Origin of the sequence: Pseudonocardia sp. HH130629-09 (assembly GCF_001294645.1) — a bacterium.
In the GTDB taxonomy this organism is placed as follows: domain Bacteria; phylum Actinomycetota; class Actinomycetes; order Mycobacteriales; family Pseudonocardiaceae; genus Pseudonocardia.
The window spans coordinates 4,302,769-4,327,444 of sequence record NZ_CP011868.1 but is presented as its reverse complement, the minus strand read 5'-3'; the positions used below and the strand labels follow the sequence as shown (position 1 = coordinate 4,327,444).

The 24,676-nt window shown below is 73.6% G+C and carries 25 protein-coding genes and 1 tRNA gene; 14 read left to right on the top strand and 12 right to left on the bottom strand.

Translation table 11 applies throughout. The annotated features are described in order from the left end of the window. Positions 1–28 precede the first annotated feature (28 nt). Both XF36_RS19925 and XF36_RS19920 read left to right on the top strand, forming a co-directional pair. Entirely contained in the window at positions 29–412 is a 384-nt protein-coding gene (locus XF36_RS19925; protein ID WP_304437843.1) for a WhiB family transcriptional regulator, read from the top strand. 65 nt (positions 413–477) lie between these two features. Then, on the top strand, positions 478–726 hold the full coding sequence (locus XF36_RS19920) for a hypothetical protein (protein WP_060713129.1): 249 nt from the start codon (positions 478–480) through the stop codon (positions 724–726). Between the two features lie 138 nt (positions 727–864). On the opposite strand, the gene XF36_RS19915 is transcribed toward XF36_RS19920, so the two are convergent. The 3 genes from XF36_RS19915 to XF36_RS19905 all read right to left on the bottom strand — a co-directional run bounded on the left by XF36_RS19915 (position 865) and on the right by XF36_RS19905 (position 3,873). Continuing rightward, on the bottom strand, positions 865–1,281 hold the full coding sequence (locus tag XF36_RS19915) for a VOC family protein (RefSeq protein WP_238588969.1): 417 nt from the start codon (positions 1,279–1,281) through the stop codon (positions 865–867). A gap of 313 nt (positions 1,282–1,594) precedes the next feature. Beyond that, complete coding sequence (locus tag XF36_RS19910; RefSeq protein WP_060713127.1) at positions 1,595–2,926, bottom strand: ABC1 kinase family protein; 1,332 nt, start codon at positions 2,924–2,926, stop codon at positions 1,595–1,597. Continuing rightward, the gene (locus XF36_RS19905; RefSeq protein ID WP_145981430.1) at positions 2,923–3,873 is read right to left on the bottom strand and encodes a hypothetical protein; all 951 of its coding nucleotides are present in this window, start codon (positions 3,871–3,873) and stop codon (positions 2,923–2,925) included. The genes XF36_RS19910 and XF36_RS19905 overlap by 4 nt, the downstream gene beginning before the upstream one ends. A gap of 91 nt (positions 3,874–3,964) precedes the next feature. Between XF36_RS19905 and XF36_RS19900 the strand changes: the two genes are divergently transcribed. Then, positions 3,965–4,606: a M48 family metallopeptidase gene (locus XF36_RS19900; protein WP_082375523.1), complete on the top strand. Its 642-nt coding sequence runs from the start codon at positions 3,965–3,967 to the stop codon at positions 4,604–4,606. 7 nt (positions 4,607–4,613) lie between these two features. On the opposite strand, the gene XF36_RS19895 is transcribed toward XF36_RS19900, so the two are convergent. Continuing rightward, positions 4,614–6,218: a zinc-dependent metalloprotease gene (locus XF36_RS19895; RefSeq protein WP_060713125.1), complete on the bottom strand. Its 1,605-nt coding sequence runs from the start codon at positions 6,216–6,218 to the stop codon at positions 4,614–4,616. Positions 6,219–6,315: 97 nt separating this feature from the next. Then, positions 6,316–7,320, bottom strand: a complete 1,005-nt coding sequence (locus tag XF36_RS19890; RefSeq protein ID WP_082375522.1) for a YlbL family protein — start codon at positions 7,318–7,320, stop codon at positions 6,316–6,318. 268 nt (positions 7,321–7,588) lie between these two features. On the opposite strand from XF36_RS19890, the gene XF36_RS19885 reads away from it, so the two are divergent. Continuing rightward, the gene (locus XF36_RS19885) at positions 7,589–10,510 is read left to right on the top strand and encodes a UPF0182 family protein (protein WP_060713123.1); all 2,922 of its coding nucleotides are present in this window, start codon (positions 7,589–7,591) and stop codon (positions 10,508–10,510) included. 105 nt (positions 10,511–10,615) lie between these two features. Next, a tRNA-Met gene (locus tag XF36_RS19880) sits at positions 10,616–10,692 on the top strand. A 1-nt stretch (position 10,693) separates the two neighbouring features. Here XF36_RS19880 and XF36_RS19875 read toward each other — a convergent pair. Next, entirely contained in the window at positions 10,694–11,314 is a 621-nt protein-coding gene (locus XF36_RS19875; RefSeq protein ID WP_060713122.1) for a dihydrofolate reductase family protein, read from the bottom strand. An 88-nt stretch (positions 11,315–11,402) separates the two neighbouring features. Between XF36_RS19875 and XF36_RS19870 the strand changes: the two genes are divergently transcribed. Further along, positions 11,403–12,005, top strand: coding sequence for a TetR/AcrR family transcriptional regulator (locus tag XF36_RS19870; RefSeq protein ID WP_060713121.1), 603 nt, complete (start codon positions 11,403–11,405; stop codon positions 12,003–12,005). Here XF36_RS19870 and XF36_RS19865 read toward each other — a convergent pair. After that, positions 11,972–12,574: a class I SAM-dependent methyltransferase gene (locus tag XF36_RS19865; RefSeq protein WP_060713120.1), complete on the bottom strand. Its 603-nt coding sequence runs from the start codon at positions 12,572–12,574 to the stop codon at positions 11,972–11,974. The two genes, XF36_RS19870 and XF36_RS19865, sit on opposite strands and share 34 nt — an antisense overlap. 33 nt (positions 12,575–12,607) lie before the next feature. On the opposite strand from XF36_RS19865, the gene XF36_RS19860 reads away from it, so the two are divergent. After that, positions 12,608–12,835, top strand: a complete 228-nt coding sequence (locus XF36_RS19860; RefSeq protein WP_060713119.1) for an RNA-binding S4 domain-containing protein — start codon at positions 12,608–12,610, stop codon at positions 12,833–12,835. 3 nt (positions 12,836–12,838) lie between these two features. Here the strand turns inward: XF36_RS19860 and XF36_RS19855 are convergent, their stop codons facing one another. Together XF36_RS19855 and XF36_RS34390 are read right to left on the bottom strand one after the other, a co-directional pair. Next, the gene (locus XF36_RS19855; RefSeq protein ID WP_060714838.1) at positions 12,839–14,893 is read right to left on the bottom strand and encodes an acyltransferase family protein; all 2,055 of its coding nucleotides are present in this window, start codon (positions 14,891–14,893) and stop codon (positions 12,839–12,841) included. A gap of 118 nt (positions 14,894–15,011) precedes the next feature. Continuing rightward, the gene (locus tag XF36_RS34390; protein ID WP_060713118.1) at positions 15,012–15,848 is read right to left on the bottom strand and encodes a transglycosylase SLT domain-containing protein; all 837 of its coding nucleotides are present in this window, start codon (positions 15,846–15,848) and stop codon (positions 15,012–15,014) included. A 439-nt stretch (positions 15,849–16,287) separates the two neighbouring features. On the opposite strand from XF36_RS34390, the gene soxR reads away from it, so the two are divergent. Next, a complete protein-coding gene (gene soxR / locus XF36_RS19845; protein ID WP_060713117.1) occupies positions 16,288–16,758 on the top strand; it encodes a redox-sensitive transcriptional activator SoxR in 471 nt (156 codons plus the stop codon). Between the two features lie 52 nt (positions 16,759–16,810). Then, the gene (locus XF36_RS19840; RefSeq protein ID WP_060713116.1) at positions 16,811–17,575 is read left to right on the top strand and encodes a tyrosine-protein phosphatase; all 765 of its coding nucleotides are present in this window, start codon (positions 16,811–16,813) and stop codon (positions 17,573–17,575) included. A 6-nt stretch (positions 17,576–17,581) separates the two neighbouring features. On the opposite strand, the gene XF36_RS19835 is transcribed toward XF36_RS19840, so the two are convergent. Then, positions 17,582–17,974 carry a hypothetical protein gene (locus XF36_RS19835; protein ID WP_020621779.1) on the bottom strand — a complete coding sequence of 131 codons (393 nt, stop codon included), beginning with the start codon at positions 17,972–17,974 and terminating at the stop codon, positions 17,582–17,584. Positions 17,975–17,981: 7 nt separating this feature from the next. Next, positions 17,982–18,224, bottom strand: a complete 243-nt coding sequence (locus XF36_RS19830) for a hypothetical protein (protein ID WP_020621780.1) — start codon at positions 18,222–18,224, stop codon at positions 17,982–17,984. A 125-nt stretch (positions 18,225–18,349) separates the two neighbouring features. On the opposite strand from XF36_RS19830, the gene XF36_RS19825 reads away from it, so the two are divergent. The 5 genes from XF36_RS19825 (at position 18,350) to XF36_RS32590 (ending at position 23,158) form a co-directional block, all read left to right on the top strand. After that, entirely contained in the window at positions 18,350–19,522 is a 1,173-nt protein-coding gene (locus XF36_RS19825) for an acyl-CoA dehydrogenase family protein (protein WP_060713115.1), read from the top strand. Between the two features lie 19 nt (positions 19,523–19,541). Continuing rightward, positions 19,542–20,570 carry an acyl-CoA dehydrogenase family protein gene (locus XF36_RS19820; RefSeq protein WP_060713114.1) on the top strand — a complete coding sequence of 343 codons (1,029 nt, stop codon included), beginning with the start codon at positions 19,542–19,544 and terminating at the stop codon, positions 20,568–20,570. A gap of 181 nt (positions 20,571–20,751) precedes the next feature. Next, positions 20,752–21,261: a helix-turn-helix transcriptional regulator gene (locus tag XF36_RS19815; RefSeq protein WP_020621783.1), complete on the top strand. Its 510-nt coding sequence runs from the start codon at positions 20,752–20,754 to the stop codon at positions 21,259–21,261. Between the two features lie 32 nt (positions 21,262–21,293). After that, complete coding sequence (gene prfB / locus XF36_RS19810; RefSeq protein WP_060713113.1) at positions 21,294–22,400, top strand: peptide chain release factor 2; 1,107 nt, start codon at positions 21,294–21,296, stop codon at positions 22,398–22,400. Next, positions 22,397–23,158 (top strand): hypothetical protein, encoded by a 762-nt coding sequence (locus XF36_RS32590; protein WP_060713112.1) that lies wholly within the window; start codon positions 22,397–22,399, stop codon positions 23,156–23,158. Before prfB ends, XF36_RS32590 begins: the two co-directional genes overlap by 4 nt. Positions 23,159–23,403: 245 nt before the next feature. Here XF36_RS32590 and XF36_RS19800 read toward each other — a convergent pair whose 3' ends face one another. Beyond that, entirely contained in the window at positions 23,404–24,624 is a 1,221-nt protein-coding gene (locus XF36_RS19800) for a multidrug effflux MFS transporter (RefSeq protein WP_060713111.1), read from the bottom strand. Between the last annotated feature and the right edge of the window lie 52 nt (positions 24,625–24,676).

The following is a 24,676-nucleotide window of genomic DNA, read 5'->3' as shown; positions in this document are numbered from 1 at the left end:
CAGAGAAGTTCGATCGAGGAGGTCGATCGTGTACGTGCGATCCGTTCCGTGTGACGGCGGAATGATCACCGAGCAGTCCGGCGCCGGCGTCGGACCCGACCAGGTGCGGCTCCGGTCGGTGCCGAGCGGGCCGTCCGGCCGCGGCTCGGCCCTGCCCTGCCGCAACGGCGACGCCGACCTGTGGTTCGCCGAGGCCCCGGCCGAGCTGGAGGAGGCCAAGTCCCGCTGCGGCGGCTGCCCGCTCCGGCAGGCCTGCCTGGACGGCGCGCTGGAGCGCGCCGAGCCGTGGGGCGTGTGGGGAGGCGAGATCTTCGACCACGGTCGGGTGGTCCCGCGCAAGCGCCCGAGGGGGCGTCCCCGCAAGGCCGACCTGGAGCGCGACCGGGCACTGGCCCTGGCCGCGAGCCGCTGACCACAGCACCACCGGCGCGACCCGCACCGCGGCACCGCCGACCCACCAGACCCGAGGAGACCGACATGAACGACCTGAAGCCGGCACCGGCCGTGCGACCGATGTCCCACACCGACCGTTCGTCCCACCTCGTGAACCAGGAGAACGTGATGACGCTCATCCAGGAAGCGTTGGCGAGATCCCATCAGCAGGAAGCGCAACGGGTGGCGGCCGAGCACCGGCTCGCGCGCCGGATCACCGCGGGCCGCGGCTGGTCCTGGATCGCGGCCTGGGCCGCCTCCCGAGCCGAGCGGGCGCGGCTGCGCGCCGGCTGATCCCACGGTCGATCCGTCGGTGCCCCGTCCGGACCCGCGTCCGGGCGGGGCACCGTCGTGTCCGGGACCTGCCGTGCCGCGGGTGGGAGGGTGCCTGCTCGTCGCTGTGCTCTGCTCACCGATACGCAGCACCGCAGCTCAGGGAGCCTGCGAGCCGGCGAAGGCGTCGGCGAACTCCGGCGACGGGGCGATCTCGGTGATCACGTCGACCAGCACCCCGTCCGGCCCGGCGACGATGAAGTGCCGCTGTCCGAAGGCCTCGTCCCGCACCGGGAGCAGGGCCTCCAGGCCGCCGCGGACGACGAGGCGGTCCCATTCGGCGTCGACGTCGTCGACCTCCATGTTCACCAGCATCCCGCCGGCCGACCGGCCGCGGTACGCCGCCGGGATCGTCGGATGGTCCCGGTCGAGCAGGGCGAGCTCGAAGCGCCCGCGCCGGAGACTGACGTACCAGTCGGCGTCGAAGACGCTCTCGAATCCCATCGGCCCGGTCCAGAACGCGCGGGCGGCCGGGAGGTCGGCCGTCGCGAGGACCGGGTAGCAGCTGTGGAGCACGGCGCACCCTCTTTGCATACCGGCGGTATGTGAACGAACTCAGCATACCACCGGTATGTCAATTGGGTGATGGTGCGGCCGTCCGGTTCGAGTGAACCGGATGCCGAGTCGTCGGGGTGGCACCTGGTCGACGCGCCGGGAGAACCCCGTCGAGCGCGCAGTGGTGGCGGCCCGGCCGGGCCGCGCCCGACCGGACGTCCCTGGCTACGCAACGAACCCGGAGACCGCGCTCACCTGCAGTGCTGCGTATCCGTGAGCAGAGCACAGCGACGACAGCACACCCCTGCCCGGAGGACCGTTGGAGCGAGGGGGGTCAGCCCGTGGGGGCGTCCGGCTCGAACATCTCCGGCTGCCACTCGGAGACGATCTCCCGCAGCCGTACGTGGGAGTCGAGCTGGCACAGGATGCCGACGGTCCCCATCGTCACCCGGTGCACCAGCAGGAACCGCGGGGGCAGGTTCAGCGACCGGCCGATGGCCGCCTCCGGGCTGCGGAGGTCACCGACCCGCTCGGCCTGCTGCTGGATCCACCGGCGGCTGAAGTGGAACTCCTCGGTCCCCAGCGGTTCGGTGAAGGGTGCGAGGTAGCCGAGGATCTGCCCGGACTCGATCCGGGCGCCTTCGCGGACGAACCCGGCCGAGCGCATCAGGGCCATCAGGTCGCCGCTGCGCCTCTCGAGCGCGTACTTGGTCATCGTGACCAGCTCGGGAGGCATGCCGTCGGGCATCCGGGCGACGGCCCCGAAGTCGAGGACGAGCAGGCGGCCGTCGTCGAGGATCCCGAAGTTGCCGGGGTGCGGGTCGGCGTGCAGCAGGTGTGCGCGGTCCGGCGCGGAGTAGTGGAAACGGGCCAGCTGGTTGCCCGCGTGGTCGCGCTCCTCGCGGGTGCCGTCGCGGATGATCGAGGCCAGCGGACGGCCCTGCACCCACTCGGTGATGACGGCCTTGGGTGCGGACCCGACCACGCGGGGGATCTTCACGTCCGGGTCGTCCTCGTAGAACGCGGCGAACTCGCGCTGGTAGGCGGCCTCGTCGCGGTAGTCGAGCTCCTCCTCCATGCGGTCCTTGAGCTCCGCGACCAGCGGCTTGATCTCCATCCCGGGGACCAGCGGCTGCAGGATGCGGCTCATCCGCCCGAGCTGGCGCAGGTCCGAGCGCAGAGCCTCCTCGGCGCCGGGGTACTGCACCTTGACGGCGACCTCGCGACCGTCGCGCTTCCAGACCGCGCGGTGCACCTGGCCGATGCTGGCCGAGGCGGCAGGGGTCTCGTCGAAGTCGGCGAACCGGGACCGCCACGACCGCCCGAACTGCTGGGTGAGCATGTAGTCGACGTCGGCCATGGGCATCGGCGGCGCCGCGGCCTGCAGCTTGGTGAGTGCCTCGCGGTAGGGCTCGGCGTACTCGTCGGGCACGGCCGCCTCGAACACGCTCAGCGCCTGACCGAACTTCATCGCTCCGCCCTTGAGCTCGCCGAGCACCTCGAACAGTTGCTCGGCGCTCTTGGCCGCGAGCTGGGCGGCGATCTCGTCGCGGTCACCACCGGTGAGACGGCGCCCGAATCCTGCCGCGGCACGTCCGGCGACGCCGAGCGGGAGGCCGGCGAGCTTGGCGGTGCGCGAGACGGTCCGTCGGGGAATGTCGCTCACACCATGATTGTCCACCCGGCCGGGGTGGTCCCGCACGGCGCGGTGGGCCCCGGCGCACCGGCCGGTAGCGGCCCGGCCGTTGTGCCGCAGGGGCAGCCGGGGCGTCGGAAGCCCGGTCGGGTGACGACCGTCGCCGCCTCCGCGTCGACCTCCAGTACCGCTCCCCACGACGCGGGCGGCGCCCCGCCGCGCACCGGCCCGTCGACGGCGGCGAGCACCTGACCGACCGCCACCGCCGCCGTCGCGACCAGCACGTGCGGTGCCGCCGACGACGGCACCCCGGCCGTGCCGGGCGCCCCGGCGCAGTCGGGACACGGCCCCCGGCCGGGCAGGACGAGCGGCCCGACCGCGCCGCAGCCGTCGCGCAGGGCCACGAACAGATGCTCCATCGGCGACTCCGGCGGCAGCGGCCCGTCGCCGACGAGCACCACCAGGTCCGCGGGGACCCGCCGGGGCGGATCGGTGCCGACGCCCGCGTCGCGCAGGAAGGCACGCAGCTCGACCTCGCGGTCCCGGCCCGGCCCCACCGGCAGCCCGGCCAGGACGTCGTCGGCGCCCGTCACGCCGTGGACCTGCGGGTACATCTGTCCGATCCCGGCCCGGGCCAGCCCGGCGACGACCGCCACGGCGAGTGCGTCCGCGCCGCGGACCTCGACGAGCGTGCCCTCCCGGCGCCGCCGGACCCGGTCCTCGACGTCCGGGTCGGCGAGCAGCCCCGCCCGCCACAGGACGGCGAGCAGCACCGCGACCTCGTCGTCGCCCCGGGTGAGCGCACCGGTCACGCACGGCCCGTCGACGAGCCGGTCCAGCGCGGCGACGGCGGCGGGGGACAGCTCCTCCAGCAGCCGGGCGCGCGGTGGGCCGGACCCGATCCGGCGGGCCCGCGGCCCGGCGGGGAGGACGGCGAGGTGGGCGGCGAGTGCGAGCCGTGGGGGCAGTCCGGTCACCCGGGCCACGGTGCCCGGTCCGCGTGGCGACGGGGCCGGAACGCGTCCGCGCCGTTAGCACCCGCGAACCGCGGCGGCCTACCCTGGAGCCATGGCGAGTCCCCCGGTAGAGGTCCGACGCAGCGCCCGCCGGAAGCGCATGGTCAGTGCCCGACGGGAGGGGGAGCGGCTCGTCGTGTTCATCCCGGGCTGGATGTCCCCCGAGCAGGAACGCGACTGGGTCGCGGAGATGGTGAAGCGGGTCGAGGCGAGCGAGGCACGTCGCCGCTCACCGGGCCGCGACAACGACGAGGCCCTGATGCGCCGCGGCCAGGAGCTGTCGAAGCGCTGGCTGGAGGGGCGGGCGCGGCCGTCGTCGATCCGGTGGGTGCCGGTGATGCGCACGCGCTGGGCGTCCTGCACCCCCGACGACGCCACCATCCGGATCAGCGAACGTCTGCGGGACGCGCCGGGCTGGGTCGTCGACTACGTGCTGGTGCACGAGCTGGCCCACCTGCTGTCCGCCGCGCACGACGACGTGTTCTGGTCCTGGGTGCGCCGCTACCCGCGCACCGAGCGGGCCATCGGCTACCTGGAGGGCCTCAACGCCGCCGCCGAACTCGGCATCAGCGGTGTCGACGGCGACCAGGCCACCGCCGACGAGACCGACGGGTCCGCCGACGCGGACGGAGAGGTCGGCGGGTTCGGCGGGACCGGCCCCGGGGTGGAGCCGGTCCGCGCGACCGGGACCTGAGCCGGGCTCAGGAGCCCGACCGGCCCGACCCGTCCTCGCCGTCGGTGCCGTCGGTGTCCTCCGTGGAGGGCTTCTCCGACGGCCCGGCCGACTCGGCCCTCTTGTCTGCGTCGTTCGCCGCGTCCTTCTCCGCGTCGGCCGCCATCTGGCGCTCCAGCTCGGCGATCGGGTCGTCCGGGACGGCCCCGCCTGCCGTGCCGCCGCGCACGAAGGCGGCCGGGTCGTCCAGGTCGTCGGCCGACGGGATCAGGTCGGGGTGGGCCCAGACCGCGTCGCGACCCTCGACGCCGCGCTCGGCGCCCAGGAGCTTCCACAGGTCCGCCGCGGCCCGCAGCTTCCGCGGCCGCAGCTCCAGCCCGACGATCGTCGCGAACGCCTGCTCCGCGGGTCCGCCCGAGGCGCGGCGGCGACGCATCGTCTCGCGCATCGCCTCGGCCCCGGGCAGGCGCTCGGCCAGGGCCTCGGCGACGACGGTGTCCACCCAGCCCTCGATCAGGGCGAGCAGGGCCTCGAGCCGGGCCAGCGCCGCCTTCTGCGCCGGGGTGTCCTCCGGCTCGAACATGCCGGACTGCATGGCCTCCTGGATCGACTCCGGGTTCGACGGGTCGATCCCGCGGGCGAGCTCCTCGATCCGTGAGGTGTCCACGGTGATGCCGCGGGCGTACTCTTCGACGGCGCCGAGCAGCCGCTCGCGCAGCCAGTGCACGTGGGTGAACAGCCGCTGGTGGGCGGCCTCGCGCGCGGCGAGGAAGAGCGTGACCTCGCCGGCCGGGCGGTCCAGGCCCTCGGTGAACCGGGCGACGGCCTCGGGCAGCAGGGCCGACGTGCGCTCCGGGCCGACCGGGATGCCGAGGTCGGTGGAGGTCAGCACCTCCTTGCCGAGCTGGGCCAGGCCCTGGCCCAGCTGGCTGCCGAACGCCATCCCGCCCATTTTGCCGAGCATCCCCAGCATCGGGCCGGCCGCGCCGCGGACCTCCTCGGGCAGACCCTCGACCCAGGCCGAGGACAGCCGCGTCGCCACCGGGTCGCAGAGCCGCTTCCAGGTCGGCATCCCGGCCCGCACCCAGTCCGAGGGCGTCCAGGCCTTCACCTCGCCGCCGGAAGAGGGGAACGACGTCGCCGGATCGAGCCACAGCTCCGCGAGCTTCACGGCCTCGGCGACCCCGCTGCGCTGAGCGTCGGTGAGCGACGACGTCGACTGCGCGAGCTGCTGGGTGGCGATCTGGGCGGCGAGGTCGTAGTCGACGGGCCCGCCGTCGCCGGAGCCGCTGCTGGAGAGCATCTGGCCGAGCTGGGACAGCATCTGGCCGAGCTGGCTCATGTCGAACTGGCCGCCGCCGGGCATACCCGGCATGCCGGGGAGCCCGCCCGTGCCGAACGCCGCGAACGGGTTCTGGCCCGCGCCGCCGGACGGCCCCGAGGGGTCGTCGGACTGCGGGTGCGACCCGAAGCCGAACGGGTCCTTCGGGCCCTCGGGCTCACCCTTCCCACCCGTGCCCGACGCACCCCCGTCCTTGCCGGAGGCGTCGCCGGAACCCGAGTCGGGCTGGTCGCCGGGCTCGCGGTCGGGGTCACGGTCGGCGGGGCCGAAGCCGAAGGGGACGTCGCTCATGGCGTCCACCGTACGCGGGGCCGGGGGGGTGGTCGCCGCCCCACGGCCGGTGGATCGGGCCTGGTGGGGCCGTGTTCGCTGCGGGCGGACCGGGGAACTAGGAACATCCGGCGGGCGTACCGCCGGTGTCGAGGGTGGTCAGCGCCCCGACCGCCTCGTCGAGGGTCCCGACCCGCACCAGCTGCAGCCCGTCGGGTGCGTCCTCGGCGGCCTCGGCGCAGTTCGCGGCCGGCACCAGGAACGTCTGCGCACCGACCTCGCGGGCCTTCAGCATCTTGAACCGGATGCCGCTGATCGGGCCGACCCGGCCCTCGGCGTCGATGGTGCCGGTGCCGGCGACGAACCGGCCGCCGGTCAGCGGGCCCGGGGTCAGCTTGTCGACCAGCGCCAGACTGAACATGAGGCCGGCCGAGGGACCACCGACGTCGCCCAGGGAGATGGTCAGCTTCTGCCCCTCGGCGGGGGAGGTGGCCGGGGTGATGCCCAGGAAGGCCCGCGCCGGGTCGTCCGGGTGGGCGGCCGGGGTGACGGTGACCCGGCGCGGCGCGGCGTCCCCGCGCCGGATCGTGAGGGTGACCGGCTCCCCGGGGCGCGCGGCGCCCATCGCGTCGAGCAGCCCCTGGACCGAGGTCACCGGGGTCGCGCCGACGGCGCGGATCTCGTCGCCCGGCTCCAGCACCCCCGCCGACGGCGAGCCGGGGGTCAGCGCGCCGACCGTGACCCGGGTCGGCAGGTGGAGGTGGTTCAGCGCCGCGGCCTCGGCGTTCGCGATCGAGCCGTCGAACTCCTGCTGGTTGGCCTGCGTGACCTGCTCGGTGGACTCGCCGGGCGGGTACAGCGACCAGCGCGGCGCGAGCCGGTAGGTGCCCGATGCCCACATGCCCAGGGCCCGCAGCGTCGAGATCCCGTCGGTGACGCCGACGGTGGTCATGTTCAGGTGCCCGGTCGTCGGGTAGGTCGGCAGCCCCTCCGTCGACACCACGGGCGTGCCGTCGACCTCGCCGAGGGTGTCGAACGTGGGCCCGGGCCCGAGGGCGACGACCGGCGCGGGGACCACCGTCCCGACCGCGGTGAGGGCCAGCAGTACGAGGACCGCGGTCACCCACGTCGAAGATCGAACGCCCACGGGACGGAACCCTACGATCGTGCGACGGCGGGGGTGCGCCCGACCCCGGTCCGTCCTGCGACGATGCGGGTCGGGGTGCCGGTGCCGAGCTGCCCGATGTGTCGTTTTCGTCCCGACACGCCGGGACCCGACGGCGACTTCACCGAACCTCCGTACAGTTGCCCTCGGAGAACCGTGCCGTCACCCCAGCCGGCCGCGCTCTCCACGTGTCGTACCCGAACTGTGGAGTGTGCCCGTGTCGTCCATGCGGCCCCCTGTGGGAGCGCCGTCGCTGACCCGCCGAACCCGGATCCTGCTGGTCGCCGCGGGCGTCCTCGTAGTTCTTCTGCTCGGTGGCTCGCGGCTGCTGAACTTCTACGTCGACTACCTGTGGTTCGGCGAGGTCGGTTTCCGGAGCGTCCAGCTCACCCGGCTGTTCACCCAGATCGTGCTCTTCGGGGTCGTGGCCCTGGTGGTGGGCGGGCTGGTCGCGCTGACGCTGTGGCTGGCCTACCGGTACCGCCCGGTCTTCGTGCCGGTGTCCGGCCCCGAGGACCCGGTCGCGCGCTACCGGACCACGATCATCCAGCGCCTGCGCGTGTTCGCCGTCGGCGTGCCGGTCGTGATCGGGCTGATCGCCGGTCTCGCGGCACCGACCCAGTGGGAGACCGTGCAGATGTTCCTGCACGGCACCCCGTTCGGCCGGGCCGATCCCGAGTTCGGCAACGACATCGGGTTCTACGCCTTCACCCTGCCGTTCCTGCGGATGAGCCTGAACTGGCTGTTCGTCGCCGTCGCGATCTGCTTCGTGCTCGCGCTGGTGACCCACTACATCTTCGGCGGCATCCGGCTGTCGGGCCGCTCCGGCTTCGTCTCCACCGCCGCGCGTGCCCAGCTCGCCGTGCTCGCCGGGGTGTTCGTGCTGCTCAAGGCCGTCGCCTACTGGTTCGACCGCTACGACCTGCTGTGGTCCAACCGGAACGCGCAGACGTTCTACGGCGCCACCTACACCGACCTCAACGCGGTCCTGCCCGCCAAGCTGATCCTGCTGGTCATCGCGGTGATCTGTGCCCTGGCGTTCTTCGTCGCGGCGTTCCGCCAGAACCTGCAGATCCCGGCCGTCGCCGTGGTCATGCTCGTCGTGTCCTCGATCCTGGTCGGAACGGCGTTCCCGCTGGTGCTGCAGCAGTTCGTCGTCGCGCCCAACGCGAACGTCAACGAGGCCCCGTCGATCGAACGCAACATCGCGGCGACCCGGGACGCGTTCGGCATCGGGCCGGACAAGGTCGACATCACGCCCTACGCGGGCACGTCGGAGGCCACACCGGCCCAGGTCCGGGCCGACACCGACACCATCCCCAACATCCGGCTGCTCGACCCGGGCAAGCTCAACCGCACGTTCACCCAGCTCCAGCAGCGACGGAACTTCTACGGGTTCTCGCCCAGCCTGGACATCGACCGCTACACCGTCGGCGGCCAGACCCGCGACTACATCGTCGCGGCGCGCGAGATGAACGCCAACGGCCTGGTCAACAACCAGCAGGACTGGATCAACCGGCACCTGGTCTACACCCACGGCAACGGGATCGTGGCCGCGCCGGCGAACCAGGTGAACGAGGCGTTGGAGGACGCGGGCGGCTCCGGCGGCCTGCCGAACTTCCAGGTCTCCGACACCCAGCAGCAGGGCTTCGTGCCCGTCCAGCAGCCCCGCATCTACTACGGCGAGCTGCTCGACAACCAGTACTCGATCGTCGGCGCCGAGCCGGGCACCCCGCCGCGGGAGTACGACTCCGACGAGGCGCAGTACACCTACACCGGGGCCGGCGGCGTCCCGATCGGCGGGCTGTTCAACCGCACGGTGTTCGCGCTGGCCTACGGCGAGCGGAACATCCTGTTCAACAACTCGATCAACGCCGACTCGAAGATCATGTACGTCCGGAACCCGCGGGACCGCGTGCAGGCGGTGGCCCCGTGGCTGACGCTGGACAACGACCCGTATCCGGCCGTCGTCGACGGGCGGGTGCAGTGGATCATCGACGGCTACACCACGCTGCAGAACTTCCCCTACGCCGAGCGCGTGCAGCTGGGTGACGCCACGTCGGACTCGCGGCTCGGGCCGAACGGCCAGCAGCTGCCGAACGACACGATCAGCTACCTGCGCAACTCGGTCAAGGCCACGGTCGACGCCTACGACGGCACCGTGAAGCTCTACGCCTTCGACGAGACCGACCCGGTGCTGCAGACCTGGGAGAAGGCGTTCCCGGGCACGGTCGAGCCGCGCTCGGCGATCACCCCGGACCTGCAGGCCCACCTGCGCTACCCGGAGGACCAGTTCAAGGTCCAGCGTGAGCTGCTGACCCGCTACCACGTCGACGACCCGAACGAGTTCTTCTCCACCGTGTCGTTCTGGGACGTCCCGTCCGACCCGACCGTGCAGGGCGGCAACGGCGGCAGCCAGGACGCGCAGCCGCCGTACTACATCTACGCGGGGCTGCCGGGGCAGGAAGGCGCGTCGTTCCAGCTGACCAGTGCGCTGGTCAGCCTGCGGCGGCAGTTCCTCGCCTCCTACGTCTCGGCCAGCTCGGACCCCGACACCTACGGGAAGCTGACCGTGCTGCAGCTGCCGAACGAGACCCAGACGCTCGGCCCGCAGCAGGTCCAGGCCCGGTTCCTCGGTTCGCCCGAGGTGTCGTCGGAGCTGAACCTGCTACGGCAGAACCAGACCACGATCGACTACGGCAACCTGCTGACGCTGCCGGTGGCCGGTGGTCTGCTCTACGTCGAGCCGGTCTACATCGAGCGTGCGGGCGGGCAGGACAACTCGACCTACCCGCAGCTGGCCCGCGTCCTGGTGTTCTACGGCGACCGGCTCGGCTACGACGCGAGCCTGTCCCGGGCTCTCGACGAGGTGTTCGGCGCCGGCGCCGGTGCCGCCGCGGGCGGAGCCGCCCCGACGACCGGGCAGCCCGGCCGACCGACGACGCCCACGACCCCGACCACGCCGAACGGTCAGGGCGCCCAGACCCCGGCGGCGCCCAACGCGGCGCAGGCGACCGCGGCGCAGCAGATCCGCACGGCGTTGAACGACCTCAAGGCGGCCCAGCAGTCCGGTGACTTCGCCAGGCAGGGCGAGGCGCTGGCGGCGCTGGACCGTGCTGTCGCGGCGTTCCAGAGCGCCGGCGGCTGATCGCAGTTGGTCCTCGTCGGGCCGGACCCCCCCTGCGGGTGGGGTCCGGCCCGGTGTGTAGGGTTGTGCCTACAACACAGACGGAATGCACGCGGTTCCGTTCGGCGCGGGGTGGAGCAGCTCGGTAGCTCGCTGGGCTCATAACCCAGAGGTCGCAGGTTCGAATCCTGCCCCCGCTACCACTCACGAAGGCCCCCGGGTACCCCCTGGGGGCCTTCGTCCTGTCAGGGGGGTCCGCGCGTACTCGGCGACGACCACGCCCGAGCAGTACGGCGTCGACCGCACCAGCTCCCAGGACCGCGGGTGGTACCCGCCGGCGTCGTCGAACAGGGACTTTCCCGCTCCGAGGACGACCGGGTTCACCTTGAGCACCAGCCGGTCGATCTCGCCCGCCAACGCGGTCGCGAGCCGCCCGCCCCCGCAGAGCCAGATGTCGGCGCCGTCGCGCTGCTTCAGCTCGCGGACGAGCTCCACCGGGTCGCGCCCGGTCAGGGTGATCCCGGCGGGCACCGCGTCGGCGGGGCGGCTGCGGGACAGGACGTACTGCTCCAGGTGCGGATACGGGTCGGCGGTGACCGACAGGCCTGCGGCGTAGGTGTTCCAGCCCATCAGTACGGTGTCGAAGCGGGTGTTGTCCGCGGTCAGCCCGAGCATCTCCAGCCCGACGGCCGGGATCGTGTCGGTCCAGTCGCGCAGGATCATGTCGATGTGGTCGCCGGTCTGCGGGAAGGCGTCGAAGGTGTCGTCGGGGGCCGCGATGCGGCCGTCGAGCGAGACCGCGACGTAGTAGATGAGCTCACGCACGGGCAGACCTCCGGGGTCGATCAACCACGACTGCTGTTGTGGTCGATCGAAAGTACAACAGGCGTCGTGGTTCGTCTACGGTCCCCGTATGGCACGCAACGACGACCGCAGGCAGCGGCTGGCCGACGCCGGGCTGGCCGTGCTGGCCCGCGAGGGCGCCCGGGGGCTGACCCACCGTGCGCTGGACCGGGAGGCCGGTGTCCCGACCGGCACGGCGTCGAACTACTTCCGGACCCGCGCCGAGCTCGTCCGTGCGCTGGCCGACCGGATCGGGCAGCGGCTGGCGCCGGACCCGGAGACCGTCGCCGGGATGCGGGCGGGGGAGGCGGGGCCTGCGATGTTCGCCGACCACATCCGCGACGTCGTGCGCCGGCTCGGCGCCGAACCCGAGGTGACGCTGGCGCTCTTCGAGCTGCGCCTGGAGGCCGCCCGGCGGCCGGAGGTCGCCGAGGTCATGGGGGAGTGGCTGCGCGCGGGGTTCGCCGGTGACGTCGCCTACAACCGGGCCGCGGGGCTGCCCGGCGGGCCCGCGGAGATCGCGCTGTTCCACTACGCGGTCGACGGCCTGCTCCTGGACCGGCTGACCCTGTCCATCGACCCGGACACCCCGACCGACGCCGTCGTCGACGCGCTCGTCGACGGTCTGCTCCCGCCCGCTCAGGGCGCCGGTGCGACCTCCAGCACCCGGTAGCCGCGCTCGGAGGCGAGGCGGGTCGTCGGGAAGCCCTGCTCGTCGCTCAGCCACCGTTGCAGCGAGTCCGAGCCCAGGTTCTTCGCCACCACCAGGTAGGCCCGCCCGCCGGGGAGGAGCCGCGGGAGCCAGCGCAGCAGCAGCTCGTGCAGCGCGGCCTTGCCCGAGCGGATCGGGGGGTTGGAGTAGATCCCGGCGAAGGTCACGTCGTCGGGGACCTCCCCGGGCCGGCAGGCGGTCACGTTGCCCAGCCCGGCCGCCTCGGCGTTCTCCCGGGTGAGGCCCAGCGCGCGCTCGTTGAGGTCCACCGCCCACACGGGCAGCCGACGGCGCCGGCTGGCCAGCGTGAGCGCGATGGGGCCGTAGCCGCAGCCGACGTCGAGCAGCGGCCCGCGGACCGGCGGCATCGGTGCGGTGTCGAGCAGCACCTTCGTCCCGCGGTCGAGGCGGCTGTGCGAGAACACCCCGGTGTCGGTCACCAGTGACAGGTCCACGCCGGACGTGTGCAGGCGGACCGAGCCGCGGTGGCTGGCGACGGACGGCGTGGCGCTGAAGTAGTGGTCACCCACACCGGGTGATGCTACGGCGGGGACACTGGGTGCATGCCGACACCACAGCCGATCCCCGAGGACGTCCCCATCCGTGAGGAGCCGATCCGGATCGGCCAGTTCCTCAAGCTCGCCGGACTGGCCGAGGACGGCGCGGATGCCCGCGAGATCCTCGAGGCCGGCGAGGTCACGGTGAACGGGATGCCCGAGCACCGCCGGGGCGCGCAGCTCCGACGTGGTGACGTCGTCGCCGTGGCCGGGCGGAGCGTCCGCCCGGCCTGAGGCTCACCAGTCGAGCTCGTCGAAGGCGGTCGCCAGGGTCGGTGCGAGGGTCGCGGCGTAGGTGGCGGTGAGGTGGTTGTCGTCCTTGTAGACGAGTACGTTGCCCACCTCGCTGCGGCAGAGCGCCGGGTCGCAGATGCCGTCGGACAGGTCGGCGAACACCACGTTCGGCGGGACACCCGGGACCACCGACCACGGCGGGTACGGCTGGTACAGCGTGTGCCGGTCGACGTCGCAGTCCGGTGCGCCCCGGCCCTGGGTGGCGACGCAGTCGACCACGTTGAAGTCGAACCGCGGGTTGTCGCGGACCGCGACGACCGGGATCCCGGCCGTGTCGAGCCGCTGCCAGGCCTGCACGAACCCCTCGGGGGTCTGCTCGTGCAGCCCTGGACGCACGTCGCGGCTGGCGAGGGTCAGTACCGCGTCGGGTGGCGCCGTGACCAGCTGGTCGTGCACCGCGGCGTTCCAGTCGGTGCAGCCCTGGTCCTCGGGCACGGCCTCCGAGCGCACCGACATCGGGCAGGCCCCGCGGAACATGCCCACCATCGACCAGTTGCGCTGCTCGGCGATCACCGCGAGCGCGGCGGCGTACTGCTGGGCGTGCGAGTCGCCGACCACGGCGACCGTCCGCTCCGAGGTCTCCGGGTCCGGCGCGGGCACCGTGCAGACCTCCAGCTCCGCGCCGTGCTCGGACGGCCCGCAGTCCCAGCTGGTGCCGTGGTAGCTCCAGTCGTCGGGCGCCTGCACCAGCGACGGGGTCAGCTCGGCGTCGGCCGGGTCGAGCGAGGCGAGGTCGAACTGCGGGGACAGCGCCCCCGCGCCCGGGTGCGACGGCGAGCCCGCCAGCACCGGCGTCGACGCCCGCGCGGCGGCCAGCCCGTACCAGGACCCCGCGGCGACGAGCACCGTCAGCGCCAGCACCCCGCCGGTGCGCAGCGCGCGGCCCACGTCGAGCGCGGCGACCCGCTGCTCGACGAACCGGTGGGTCAGCCAGGCCAGCACGAACGACACCGCGATCACGGCGGCGCCCTGCTCCAGGTCCAGCCGGTCCTGCCCGGTGCGCACCAGCGTGAGCGTCAGGATCGGCCAGTGCCACAGGTACAGCGGGAAGGAGAGGTCGCCGATCGTGCGCAGCACCCGTCCCGACAGCAGGTGGTCGACGCCGAACCGGTGCCCGGACCGCCCGGCGACCAGCACCATCGCCGCGGCCAGCGTCGGCCAGAGCGCGGCCCAGCCGGGGAACGCGCGGTCCACCTGCAGCAGGATCCCGCAGGAGACCAGCGCGACCACGCCGCCCCAGCCGAGCACGGCGCGGGTGCCGGGGGTCAGCTCCGGCCGGTCCTCGATCCGGGAGATCCACAGCGCCAGCAGCCCGCCGAGCGCGAACTCCCAGATCCGCGTCGCGGAGTGGAAGTAGGCCAGCGGCTGGTTCACCAGCGGCAGGTACACCGAGTACGCGAACGAGGCCCCGCCGACGGCGAGCAGCGTGCCGGTGAGCCGCCGGTGCAGGTCGGCCCCGTCCCGCCGGGTCGCGATCGCGACGCCGGCCACGACCAGCGGCGCGAGCAGGTAGAACTGGCCCTGGATGGACAGCGACCAGAAGTGCTGGACGATGCTCGCCGCGTTGTCGCGGGCCGCGTAGTCGACCGAGTTGTGCGCCAGCTCCCAGTTCTGCAGGAACAGCAGCGACGCGACCGTCTCCCGGACGGTCGGCATCCACCGGTTCTCCGGCAGCAGCCAGAACCCGGCCACCACACCCGCGGTCAGGACCACCGTCATCGCCGGCAGGAGCCGGGAGAACTGACGTCGCCAGGTGGCGAGCACGTCGATCCCGCCCCGCGCCGCGGCCCGGTACAGGCCACCTGTGATGAGGAAGCCGGTGATCAGGAAGAACACGTCGACGCCGCCGGAGACCCGGCCGACCCAGACGTGGTAGACGACCACCAGCAGCACCGCCAGGGCGCGCAGGCCCTGCAGCTCCGGACGGAACCGGGAACGCGTGGCACCGCCGGCGGTCGTTCCGGTGCGGGCGGCGGGTGCTCCACCGGGAGACGTCACGAGTGGCAGCTCCTCGTTCGGCACGGTCGGGTGAAGGAAAGTTTACGTTCCGGCCGCTCAACGACGACGGCGGTCACCGGGTTCCCCCGGTGACCGCCGTCATGGGTCAGGGTGTCGCTCAGTATCCGATGTATCCGCCGTGGCTGCCGACCCGGCCACCCGCGTCGAGGGTGTCGATGCCGTAGCGGTCGATCATGTAGCGGACGCCGGCGGTGATGTTCGCGATCGGGTCGGTGATCGACCGGTCCGCGAAGTCCGGGTGCACGTAGGCCGCGAACGTCGAGGGGATGACCTGCATGAGGCCCTCGGACGGGTTGCCGGCCGCGGCGTTGGAGTCCCAGTTGTTGATGGCGTTGGGGTTGCCGTTGGACTCCTTGAGGATGATCCGCTTGAGCCCGGCCGTGTAGGACTGGGACAGCCCCATGTGGTCCAGGGCCTCGGCGATCCAGCCGTCCAGCCCGCCCTTGGCGACGATCGCGTCGATCCGGGCCTTCTCGGCTGCGCGCGCCTGCTCGGCCGCGGCGGCCTTGGCGTGCTCGGCGGCGATCTTCGTCGCGATCTCGTGCGCCTTGCCCAGCGACGCGAGGTCGGCGTCGCCGGCGGGGGCCGCGGACTGCAGCGCGCCCGACGCGGCGGACGGCTGGGCGAAGGAGACCGGGCTGAAGAAGCCGGAGGTCGAGCCGTCGGTGGCCTTCGTGGCGGACGGGATGTTCGCGGAGTACGCGGCCAGCGTCGTCGCGGCGGTGGTGCCGCCCTCCTCGGCGTCGGCCTGCGCGGAGGTCCCGTCCAGAGTGGTCGGGACGATCGCGGCGAACGCACCGGAGGCGAGCACGCCGAACGCGGCGCCGGTGGCGGCCGTGCGGGTGCCCGCACGGCGCGCGGCGTGCGCCGTGCCGCCGTGCCGCGGCGCGCGGAGGGACGGCGCAGCGGCCGTTGCTGCGGGTGTGGTCGCCACGGATCGGGGGAACCCGTGGTGGCCACCGGGGGAGCGGTGTCCGGTCAAGGAAACGCCTTTCGGATCACGGACGGCACCGCGCACGAACGGCCGGGTCGGGGGTCCCGGGTGAGCCGGTCGGGGAGTCCGGCTCCAGCCCGCTCGTGATCGGGCCGTGATGACTGGGGACAACCGTAGAGGCCCCCGCCCCGGGGGTCCAGCACCGGGGTTGTCGGTCGCCGCGCGGCAGACACCGTTCACCGGTTTCGTGATCTTGAGCGAGTGCGTGAGGCAACCCGATGGACGGTGCAACCCGGCCGACGGACGGTGGTCTCCGCAGGTGGCGGGGGGCGACGGACGGCGCAATACTAGAGTTGTCTCAAGGTTTTTCACGGGCCGTCCTCGTGCGCGGAGCGGCGCGCGGGGACGGCCGCGGCAGGGTGGCGGACGGGGGACGGGGATGGACACGGGCGACCTGTTGACCATCGGGGAGATCGTCGAGCGCAGCGGGTTCCCGCACTCGGCGCTGCGCTACTACGAGCGCGAGGGGCTGATCTCCGCGACCCGGACGTCGGGCAACCAGCGCCGCTACCGGCGCAGTGTGCTGCGCAGGCTCGCGTTCGTCCGGGCGGCCCGGTCCATCGGGATCGGGCTGGAGGAGGTCCGTACCGCCCTCGACGCGCTCCCCGCCGACCGCACGCCGACCCGGTCGGACTGGGCGCGGCTGTCGCGGTCCTGGCGCGGCAGGCTCGACGAGCAGATCGAGGCGCTGACCGCCCTGCGCGACGGCCTCGACGGCTGCATCGGCTGCGGCTGCCTGTCGATGACGACCTGCCGTCTGGTCAACCGCGACGACGCCGCCGCCGCGTACGGCGACGGCGCCCGGACGCTGCCCGCCGCGCTGCGTCGCCCGCCGGTGCACGGCCGGTGAACCCTGGGTCGCGACCGCTGCCGTGGCGGGCCGGGCTGCCTAACCTGGGGTCGTGACCGATCTCGTACCGGACCGCTGGTTGACCGTCGACGGCCTCGCCAACGCCCGTGACGTCGGCGGCCTCCCGCTCGACGGCGGGGGCCGCGTCCGCACCGGCGTCCTGCTGCGCACCGAGTCCCTGGAGGGGCTGGGCCCGGCCGCCGTCGCGTACCTCACCGACGAGCTGGGCGTGGTCCAGGTGCTGGACCTGCGCACCGACCGCGAGCGCACGACCTACGGCCTCGGTGCGCTCGCCGACGCCGGGGTGCCGGTGCACCGGCTCAGCTTCATCCCCGAGACCGGCATCGCGCTGCCGGAGACCGGGGACGCCCACGCGGCGCTCGACCCTATGCTCGGCCACTACCTCGCCTACCTGGAGGGCCGGGGGGAGTACGTCGTCGACGGGGTCCGCCGGATCGCGGCCCTGGACTCCGGCACGACCGTCGTCCACTGTGCCGCGGGCAAGGACCGCACCGGGGTGCTCGTCGCGCTGGTGTGCGCCGCCGTCGGGGTGCCGCGGGAGGAGATCACCGCCGACTACGCGCTGTCCGCGACCCGGATCGACGCCCTGTTCGAGAAGTGGACGACCGCCTCCGGCGAGCCCATGCCGCCCGCCGACGAGCTCGACCGGCACCGCCCGCGGGCGGAGGTCATGGCCGAGTTCCTGCGGCTGCTCGACGAGCGCCACGGCGGCCCGGTCGGCTGGCTGCAGGAGAACGGCCTCACCGACGACGAGCTGGCGCGCCTGCGGGCCCGGCTGCGGGAGGAGAGTGCCTGAGCACCCTCAGGGCAGCTCCTCGATCGGCACCATCGGGTCGAGCTTGCGCAGCGACCCCGGGTCCCCGGTCACCGCGGGCCAGCCCCGGCGCCGGGCGGCGGTGACGACCTGGCCGGTCACGATGTCGTCGAGCCCCTGGGAGGCGAGCAGCAGCCCGGCCTCCTGGGCGCTCTCCGGGGAGAGCTCGTGGATCACGGTGTTCGGCAGGCCCAGCAGGACCTGCAACGCGGCGTGGTGCTCGGCGTCGACCATCGACCAGGCGCGGCCGAGGGCGGCGCTGGGCACCGCGAGCACGATGTTCTCCTCCACCGCGGCCCACACCAGGGCGCGCATGTAGACGGGGCGACCGGTCGCGAAGGCCGCCAGAGCCGAGGCATCGAGGACGCGTCCGCCGATCATCGCGGGCTCAGCCGACGGCCACGGGCGGAACCGGGCGCAGCGAACGGCGCGCGGCATCCAGCTCGTCGGCCGGCGGGGGACCGCCGTAGAGGTCCGCGAGGGTGGCCAGGGAACGGTCGCGGTCCTGCCGTGCCTGCACGGCTTCCGCCACGTAGGCGGACAGGCTCGCCGCCGATCCGCGGGACACCGCGTCCCTCGCCTCTGCCACCAGCTCGGCCGGCAGCGTGACCGTCACCCGCTCGCTGCGCATACCGGAATGGTACTCCGCGCATACCGCCACCGGCCACGGGCACGCCGTGGGAAGCAGGTTACCGGCGGGTATGGAAGGCTCCGGGGTGGGACAGAGCCGACCTCACACGCAGAACGGGTGCATCCATGGACCTGACCTTCACCCCCGCCGAGGAGGAGTTCCGCGAGGAACTGCGCTCCTGGCTCCGCGCCCACATCCCCGACGAGTGGACCCGCCCCGGGTTCTGGGAGTCACTGGAGGACTCCGAGAGCTTCCGGCTGCGGCGCGACTGGGAGCGGGACAAGGCCGACGCCGGGTTCGCCGGCATCCAGTGGCCCGTCGAGTACGGCGGTCGCGGCGGCACCCCCGGCATGAAGGCCATCTACGACGAGGAGACCGTCCGCGCCCGGGCGCCGCGCACGGTCAACCCGCTCGGCCTGACCTTCCTCGCGCCGACGGTGATGGCGATCGGCACCGACGCGCAGAAGAAGGAGATCATCGGCCCGCTGCTGCGCAACGAGGTCGTGTGGTGCCAGGGCTTCTCCGAGCCCGGCGCCGGCTCCGACCTCGCGGCGCTGTCCACCAAGGGCGTCCGCGACGGCGACGACTTCGTCGTCAACGGCCAGAAGGTCTGGACCACCAACGCCGTGCACGGCGACAAGATCTTCACCCTGGTCCGCACCGAGGCCGGGTCGGAGAAGCACCGCGGCATCTCGATGCTGCTCATCGACATGAACCAGCCCGGCGTCACCGCGCGGCCGCTGCGCCAGATGAGCGGGGCCAGCGAGTTCGGCGAGGTGTTCTTCGACGACGCCCGCGTCCCGGTCACCGACTGCCTCGGCGAGATCGGCGACGGCTGGCGCACCGCGATGCTGCTGCTGTCCTTCGAACGCGGAGCGTCCGGCATCTCCCAGTACACCGAGTTCCGTCGTCAGTACGACGAGATTGCCGCCGTCGCGCGGAAGCTGGGCCGTGCCGACGACCCGGTGATCCGCGACGACCTGGCCCGCGTCCTGACCGAGCTGGAGTGCCTGAGGCTGCACTCGATGCACGTGCTCACCCAGGTCGAGCAGGGCCGCGACCTGGGCTTCGAGGCGTCGATGACCAAGCTGCAGTGGTCCGAGGCGTTCCAGGACCTCTGGGAGGTCTACGACCGGATCCTCGGCGAGGACGCCACGCTGGACGCCCTGACCGACGGCACCGACCTGCGGCCGCTGCACGCCCAGGCCATGTGGTCGCGCTCGGTCACGATCTGGGGCGGCTCGTCCCAGGTGCAGCGCAACGTCACCGCCGAGCGCGTGCTCGGCCTGCCCCGCTGATCCGCAGGAGGAGCCACCGATGTTCTTCGCACTCACCTCCGACCAGCAGGAGTTCGGCGCCGCGGTGCGCGACTACCTGGCGCAGCGGTTCGACCTCGCCGCCGTGCGGACGGTCGTCGAGAACCCGTCCGACGACGGCAACCCGGCGTCGCTGTGGCGCGCGGCCGGCGAGCAGGGGTGGACCGCGGTCACCGTCGACGAGGACCACGACGGCCTCGGTCTCGGCCTGGTCGAGGCCCAGGTGATCGCCCGCGCGCTCGGGGCGGGCGTCGCCCCCGGCCCGTGGCGCGGCACCGTGCTGGCCGCCGACGCGATCCGGCTCGCCGGCTCCGACGAGCAGAAGGCGGCCTGGCTGCCGAAGCTCGCCGCGGGCGAGGCGGTCGGCGCGTTCACCACCCGGGGCAGCGCCGCGTCCGGTCTGCCGGTGGTGGAGTACGGCGCCCTGGCCGACGTCGTCGTCGCGCCGGCCGAGGACGGCCTGCCCGGGCTGGCGCTGGTCACCGGCGCCACGGCGTCGCCGGTCGGCAGCTACGACGGCACCACCCGGCTCGCGTCGTGCAGCGGCGGGACCGTCGAGACGCTGCCCGGCACCACCGTCGAGCTGCAGCGGCTGCTCACCGACCGGGCGACCGTGCTGGTCGCCGCGGACCTGGTGGGCATCGCCCGCGAGGCGCTGACCCGCACCGTCGCCTACGACCGCGAGCGCACCCAGTTCGGTGTGCCCGTCGGGTCGTTCCAGGCGCTCAAGCACGCGCTGGCCGACCTGCACGTCGGGGTCACGATGGCCGAGCACGCGGCGCTCTACGCCGCGCACGCGGTGGACACCGGGCTCGCCGACGCCGAGCTCGCCGTCGCCGTCGCCAAGGCCAAGAGCAGCGACGTGGCGCTCCAGGCGACCGCGGCGATGATCCAGTTCCACGGGGGCATCGGCTACACCTGGGAGCACGAGGCGCACTTCTTCTACAAGCGCGCCAAGCGGCTCGCCGGCCAGTACGGCGACGTCGCCGTCTCCCGCGAGCGGATCGCCTCCCTGACCGTCGGCGCCTGACCCGTCCACGGGCCGCGCGTCGTCCGGCCCGGCCCGCTCACGGCGGCCGGGCCGGAGGCCGGCGCGAGGCCGGCGCGAGACCGGCGCGAGGCCGGCGCGAGACCACAGTGCACGCCGTCTGCTCAGGGCGGATGTGCGCTGTGGACTCGCGCGCCCGGCGCGGACGTGGGACCGTCGGACGATGGCACCCGTCACACCGGTCAACGCCACCGCCGCCGCTCTCCTCGGCCTGCTCCACGGAGGGCCGATGACCGGCGGGCAGCTGGTGGCAGCGGCCGGTGAGCGGTTCGGGCTGTTCTTCTCCGTCACCCGCAGCCAGGTCTACCGCGAGCTGCCCGCGTTGACCGAGGAGGCGCTGCTGCGTCTGGGCAAGCAGGGCCCGCGGGCCAGCCAGCAGTACGTGATCACCGCGGCGGGCAAGCGGTCGTTCAAGCACTGGCTCGCCACCGGCGGCGACGCCGACGCGGTCCGCAGCCCGCTGGTGCTGCGGCTGCTGCACGCGGGGACGCTGACGGTCAAGCAGCGCACCGAGCTGGTCGCGGCCGCCCGTGAGGCCTACGCCGAGCGGCTCGCGGTGGCGCGTGCCGCCGCCCGCGCGACCGACGACCCCTACGGCCGCCCGGTCGCGGACTTCGCCGTCGCCCACACCCGGGCGATGATCAAGCTGATCGACGCGATCCCCCAGGACTGAACCGGGGCGCACCCCGCGTACCCTCGACCGTTGTGAACTCCGACGTCCAGGCCGACCTGAAGGACCTCGACACCACGCTGTCCAGCATCGAGGCCGTCGCCGACGTGCCCCGGCTGCGCCAGGAGATCGAGGAACTGTCCGAGCAGGCGGGCCGGCCGGACCTCTGGGACGACGTCGACGCCGCCCAGCAGATCACCAGCCGGCTGGCCTACGCCCAGGGCGACCTGCGCCGGCTGGACGACCTGCGCCGCCGGCTCGACGACCTGCCCGTGCTCTACGAGCTCGCCGAGGACGAGGGCGACGAGTCCGCCGTCGCCGACGCCGACGCCGAGCGCGCGAAGCTCCGCAGCGAGATCTCCTCGCTGGAGGTCCGCACGCTGCTCTCGGGCGAGTACGACGAGCGCGAGGCCCTGGTGACCATCCGCTCGGAGGCGGGCGGGGTCGACGCAGCCGACTTCGCCGAGATGCTGCTGCGCATGTACCTGCGCTGGGCCGAGCGGCACGGCTACGGCACCGACGTCTACGAGACGTCCTACGCCGAGGAGGCCGGCATCAAGTCGGCCACCTTCGCCGTCCACGCGCCGTACGCGTTCGGGACGCTGTCGGTCGAGGCCGGCACCCACCGCCTCGTGCGGATCTCGCCGTTCGACAATCAGGGCCGGCGCCAGACGTCGTTCGCCGGTGTCGAGGTGGCCCCGGTCGTCGAGACCTCCGACCACATCGAGATCGACGAGAAGGACCTGCGGGTCGACGTGTTCCGCGCGTCCGGGCCCGGCGGTCAGGGCGTCAACACCACCGACTCCGCGGTCCGGCTGACCCACATCCCGTCCGGGATCGTCGTCGCCTGCCAGAACGAGCGCTCCCAGCTGCAGAACAAGGCCTCGGCGATGGCCGTGCTGCAGGCGAAGCTGCTGGAGAAGCGGCGTCAGGAGGAGCGCGAGCTGCGCGACTCGTTCAAGGAGGCCGGGTCCTCCTGGGGCAACCAGATGCGCAACTACGTGCTGCACCCGTACCAGCTGGTGAAGGACCTGCGCACCGAGCACGAGGAGGGCAACCCCTCGCAGGTGCTCGACGGCCAGATCGACGAGTTCATCGAGGCCGGCATCCGCTGGCGCAAGCAGACCGAATCCGCCTCGTGAGCCGGGGTCGTCGCGCGGCCGCCGCCTGCGGCGCGCTCGTCCTGCTCGCGCTCGCCGGGTGCACCGGCGGTGCCCAGGAGCCTGCCGCGGACGGTGCCCCGCCCGCGGCCGTCGCCGCACCCTCGGCCCAGGACGCCGTGGCCGCGGCGGGCACCGCGCTCGTCGACGCCGGGTCGGCGCGGGTCGACGTCGAGCTGGACTCGGTCACCGGCCCGGTGCGTGCCTCCGGCCCTGCTCGCTTCACCCCGTTCGCCGCGGACCTCACCGTGGCCCTGGGCACCCGTGGCGCCCAGGTCAGGGTGCTCGACGACCGTGCCTGGGTCCGCTTCGGTGGGAGCGACCGCTGGCAGCCGCTGTCCACGGGGCTCGTCCCGGTCGGCGCCGTCGGCGGGATGCTGCACGCCGCCCCCGGCCTGCGCGACGTCGTCGCCGCGCCGGGGACCACCGACGTCGACGGCGTCGCCGCGACGACCTACACCGGGTCCGTGGACCTCGCCGCCGCACGGGCCGGTGCCCCGGACCCGGCGGTCGGGACCCGTCTCGACGAGCTCGCCGGTCTGGTCTCGCCGACCCCGCGGTTCACCGCCTGGCTCGGCGCCCCCGACGCCGCCCCCGCCGACCGCGGACGGCTGCTCCGGCTGCGTCTGGAGCCGCAGGCCCTGGCCACCGGGACGCGGACCGCCGGCGCCGCCGTCCCGGGCGCGGTCACGGTCTCGTTCGCCGACCCCGGGCTGCCGGTGGAGATCACCGCCCCCTGACGACGCTCCCCGCGTCCCGTCGCCCGCCTCGCGTCTCGCGAGGTGCGTGTCGCGGTCTGCGCCGCGCCCCGGGGCGGTCGCGGTGCACCGAGATGCACCTCAGCGGGCCGCAGAGATCGACAACTTCCGCTGAGCTGCATCTCGGCGCGCGTCCGACGCGCGGCGGGTCGGTCGGCGGTGCGGCGGGTCGGCGGTGCGGCGGGGCGGCGCGGCGGGGCGGTGCCGCGGGCGAGCCCGGGCGGGGCTCAGTCGGCCGCGGTCCCCCCGCGGGTCAGGGCGGCGAGCGACACGGCGGAGAGCGCGGCCGCGGTCAGCATGGTCACGGCCATCGCCGTCGCGCTCGACCCGACCAGCGGCGAGACCAGGGCCCCGAGGCCGAACTGGGTGGCCCCCAGCAGGGCCGAGCCGGCCCCGGCGCGGTCGCGGACCTCACCGGTGGCCAGCGCCGCGCTGTTGCCCATCACGAAGCCCAGCGTCGTCAGCGTCGCGAACAGCAGTACCAGCACCGGCCAGCGCGCCGCTCCCAGCAGCACGACGACCAGCAGGGCCGCGCACAGCACCACCAGTCCGCCGACGGCCGTCACGAGCTGGCGCCGTGGGGCGATCCGCGCGGCGAGCCGGCTACTGACGACGTTGCCCAGCACCAGGCCGGCCGCGTTCGCCCCGAAGGCGAGGGCGTACTGCGTCGTCGAGAGGCCGAGGGTCTGCTGCAGCACGAACGGCGACCCGGAGATGTAGGCGAACATCATCGAGAACGCCGTGGCGAAGGCCAGCACGTAGCCGACGTAGCGACGGCGGCGCAGGAGCGCGCCGACGTCGGCGAAGGTCCGTCGCACACCGCCGGTGCTGCGGGCCGTGACCGGCAACGTCTCGTGCACCGCGACCAGCGACGACACCAGCATCAGCAGCGCCAGCCCGGCCAGCACCACGAAGATGCCCCGCCAGCCGACCACCCCACCGAGCGAGCTGCCGATCACCGGGGCCACCACCGGCGCGATCCCGTTGATCGCCATCATCAGCGAGAACAGCTGCGCGGTCCGCGCACCGGTGGTGCGGTCGGAGATCATCGCGCGGCTCAGCACCAGGCCGGCCGCCCCGCCGAAGCCCTGCAGGACCCGGGCGACGACGAGCACCGCGACCGACGGCGCGACCGCGCTCGCCAGGCACGCGACGAACAGCAGCACGGTGCCGGCGACGACCAGGCGTCGCCGCCCCCAGCTGTCGGAGAGCGGGCCGATCACCAGCTGCCCGACGGCCAGCCCCACCAGGAACGCGGTCAGGGTCAGCTGCGACGCCGACGCCGACGCCCCCAGCTCGGCCGCCACGGTCGGCAGCACCGGCAGGTACATGTCGGTGGCCAGCGGCGCCACGGCCGTCAGCAGCGCGAGGACGCTGATCCACACACCGTCCGGAACGGTGCGGCCCCGCACCGTCCTCGGCGCGGCCTGCTCGGTACCCACGGTCATGACCGTCCTCTCCGGCGACGATTACCTATGAGGATATATATGAACTGTCGCG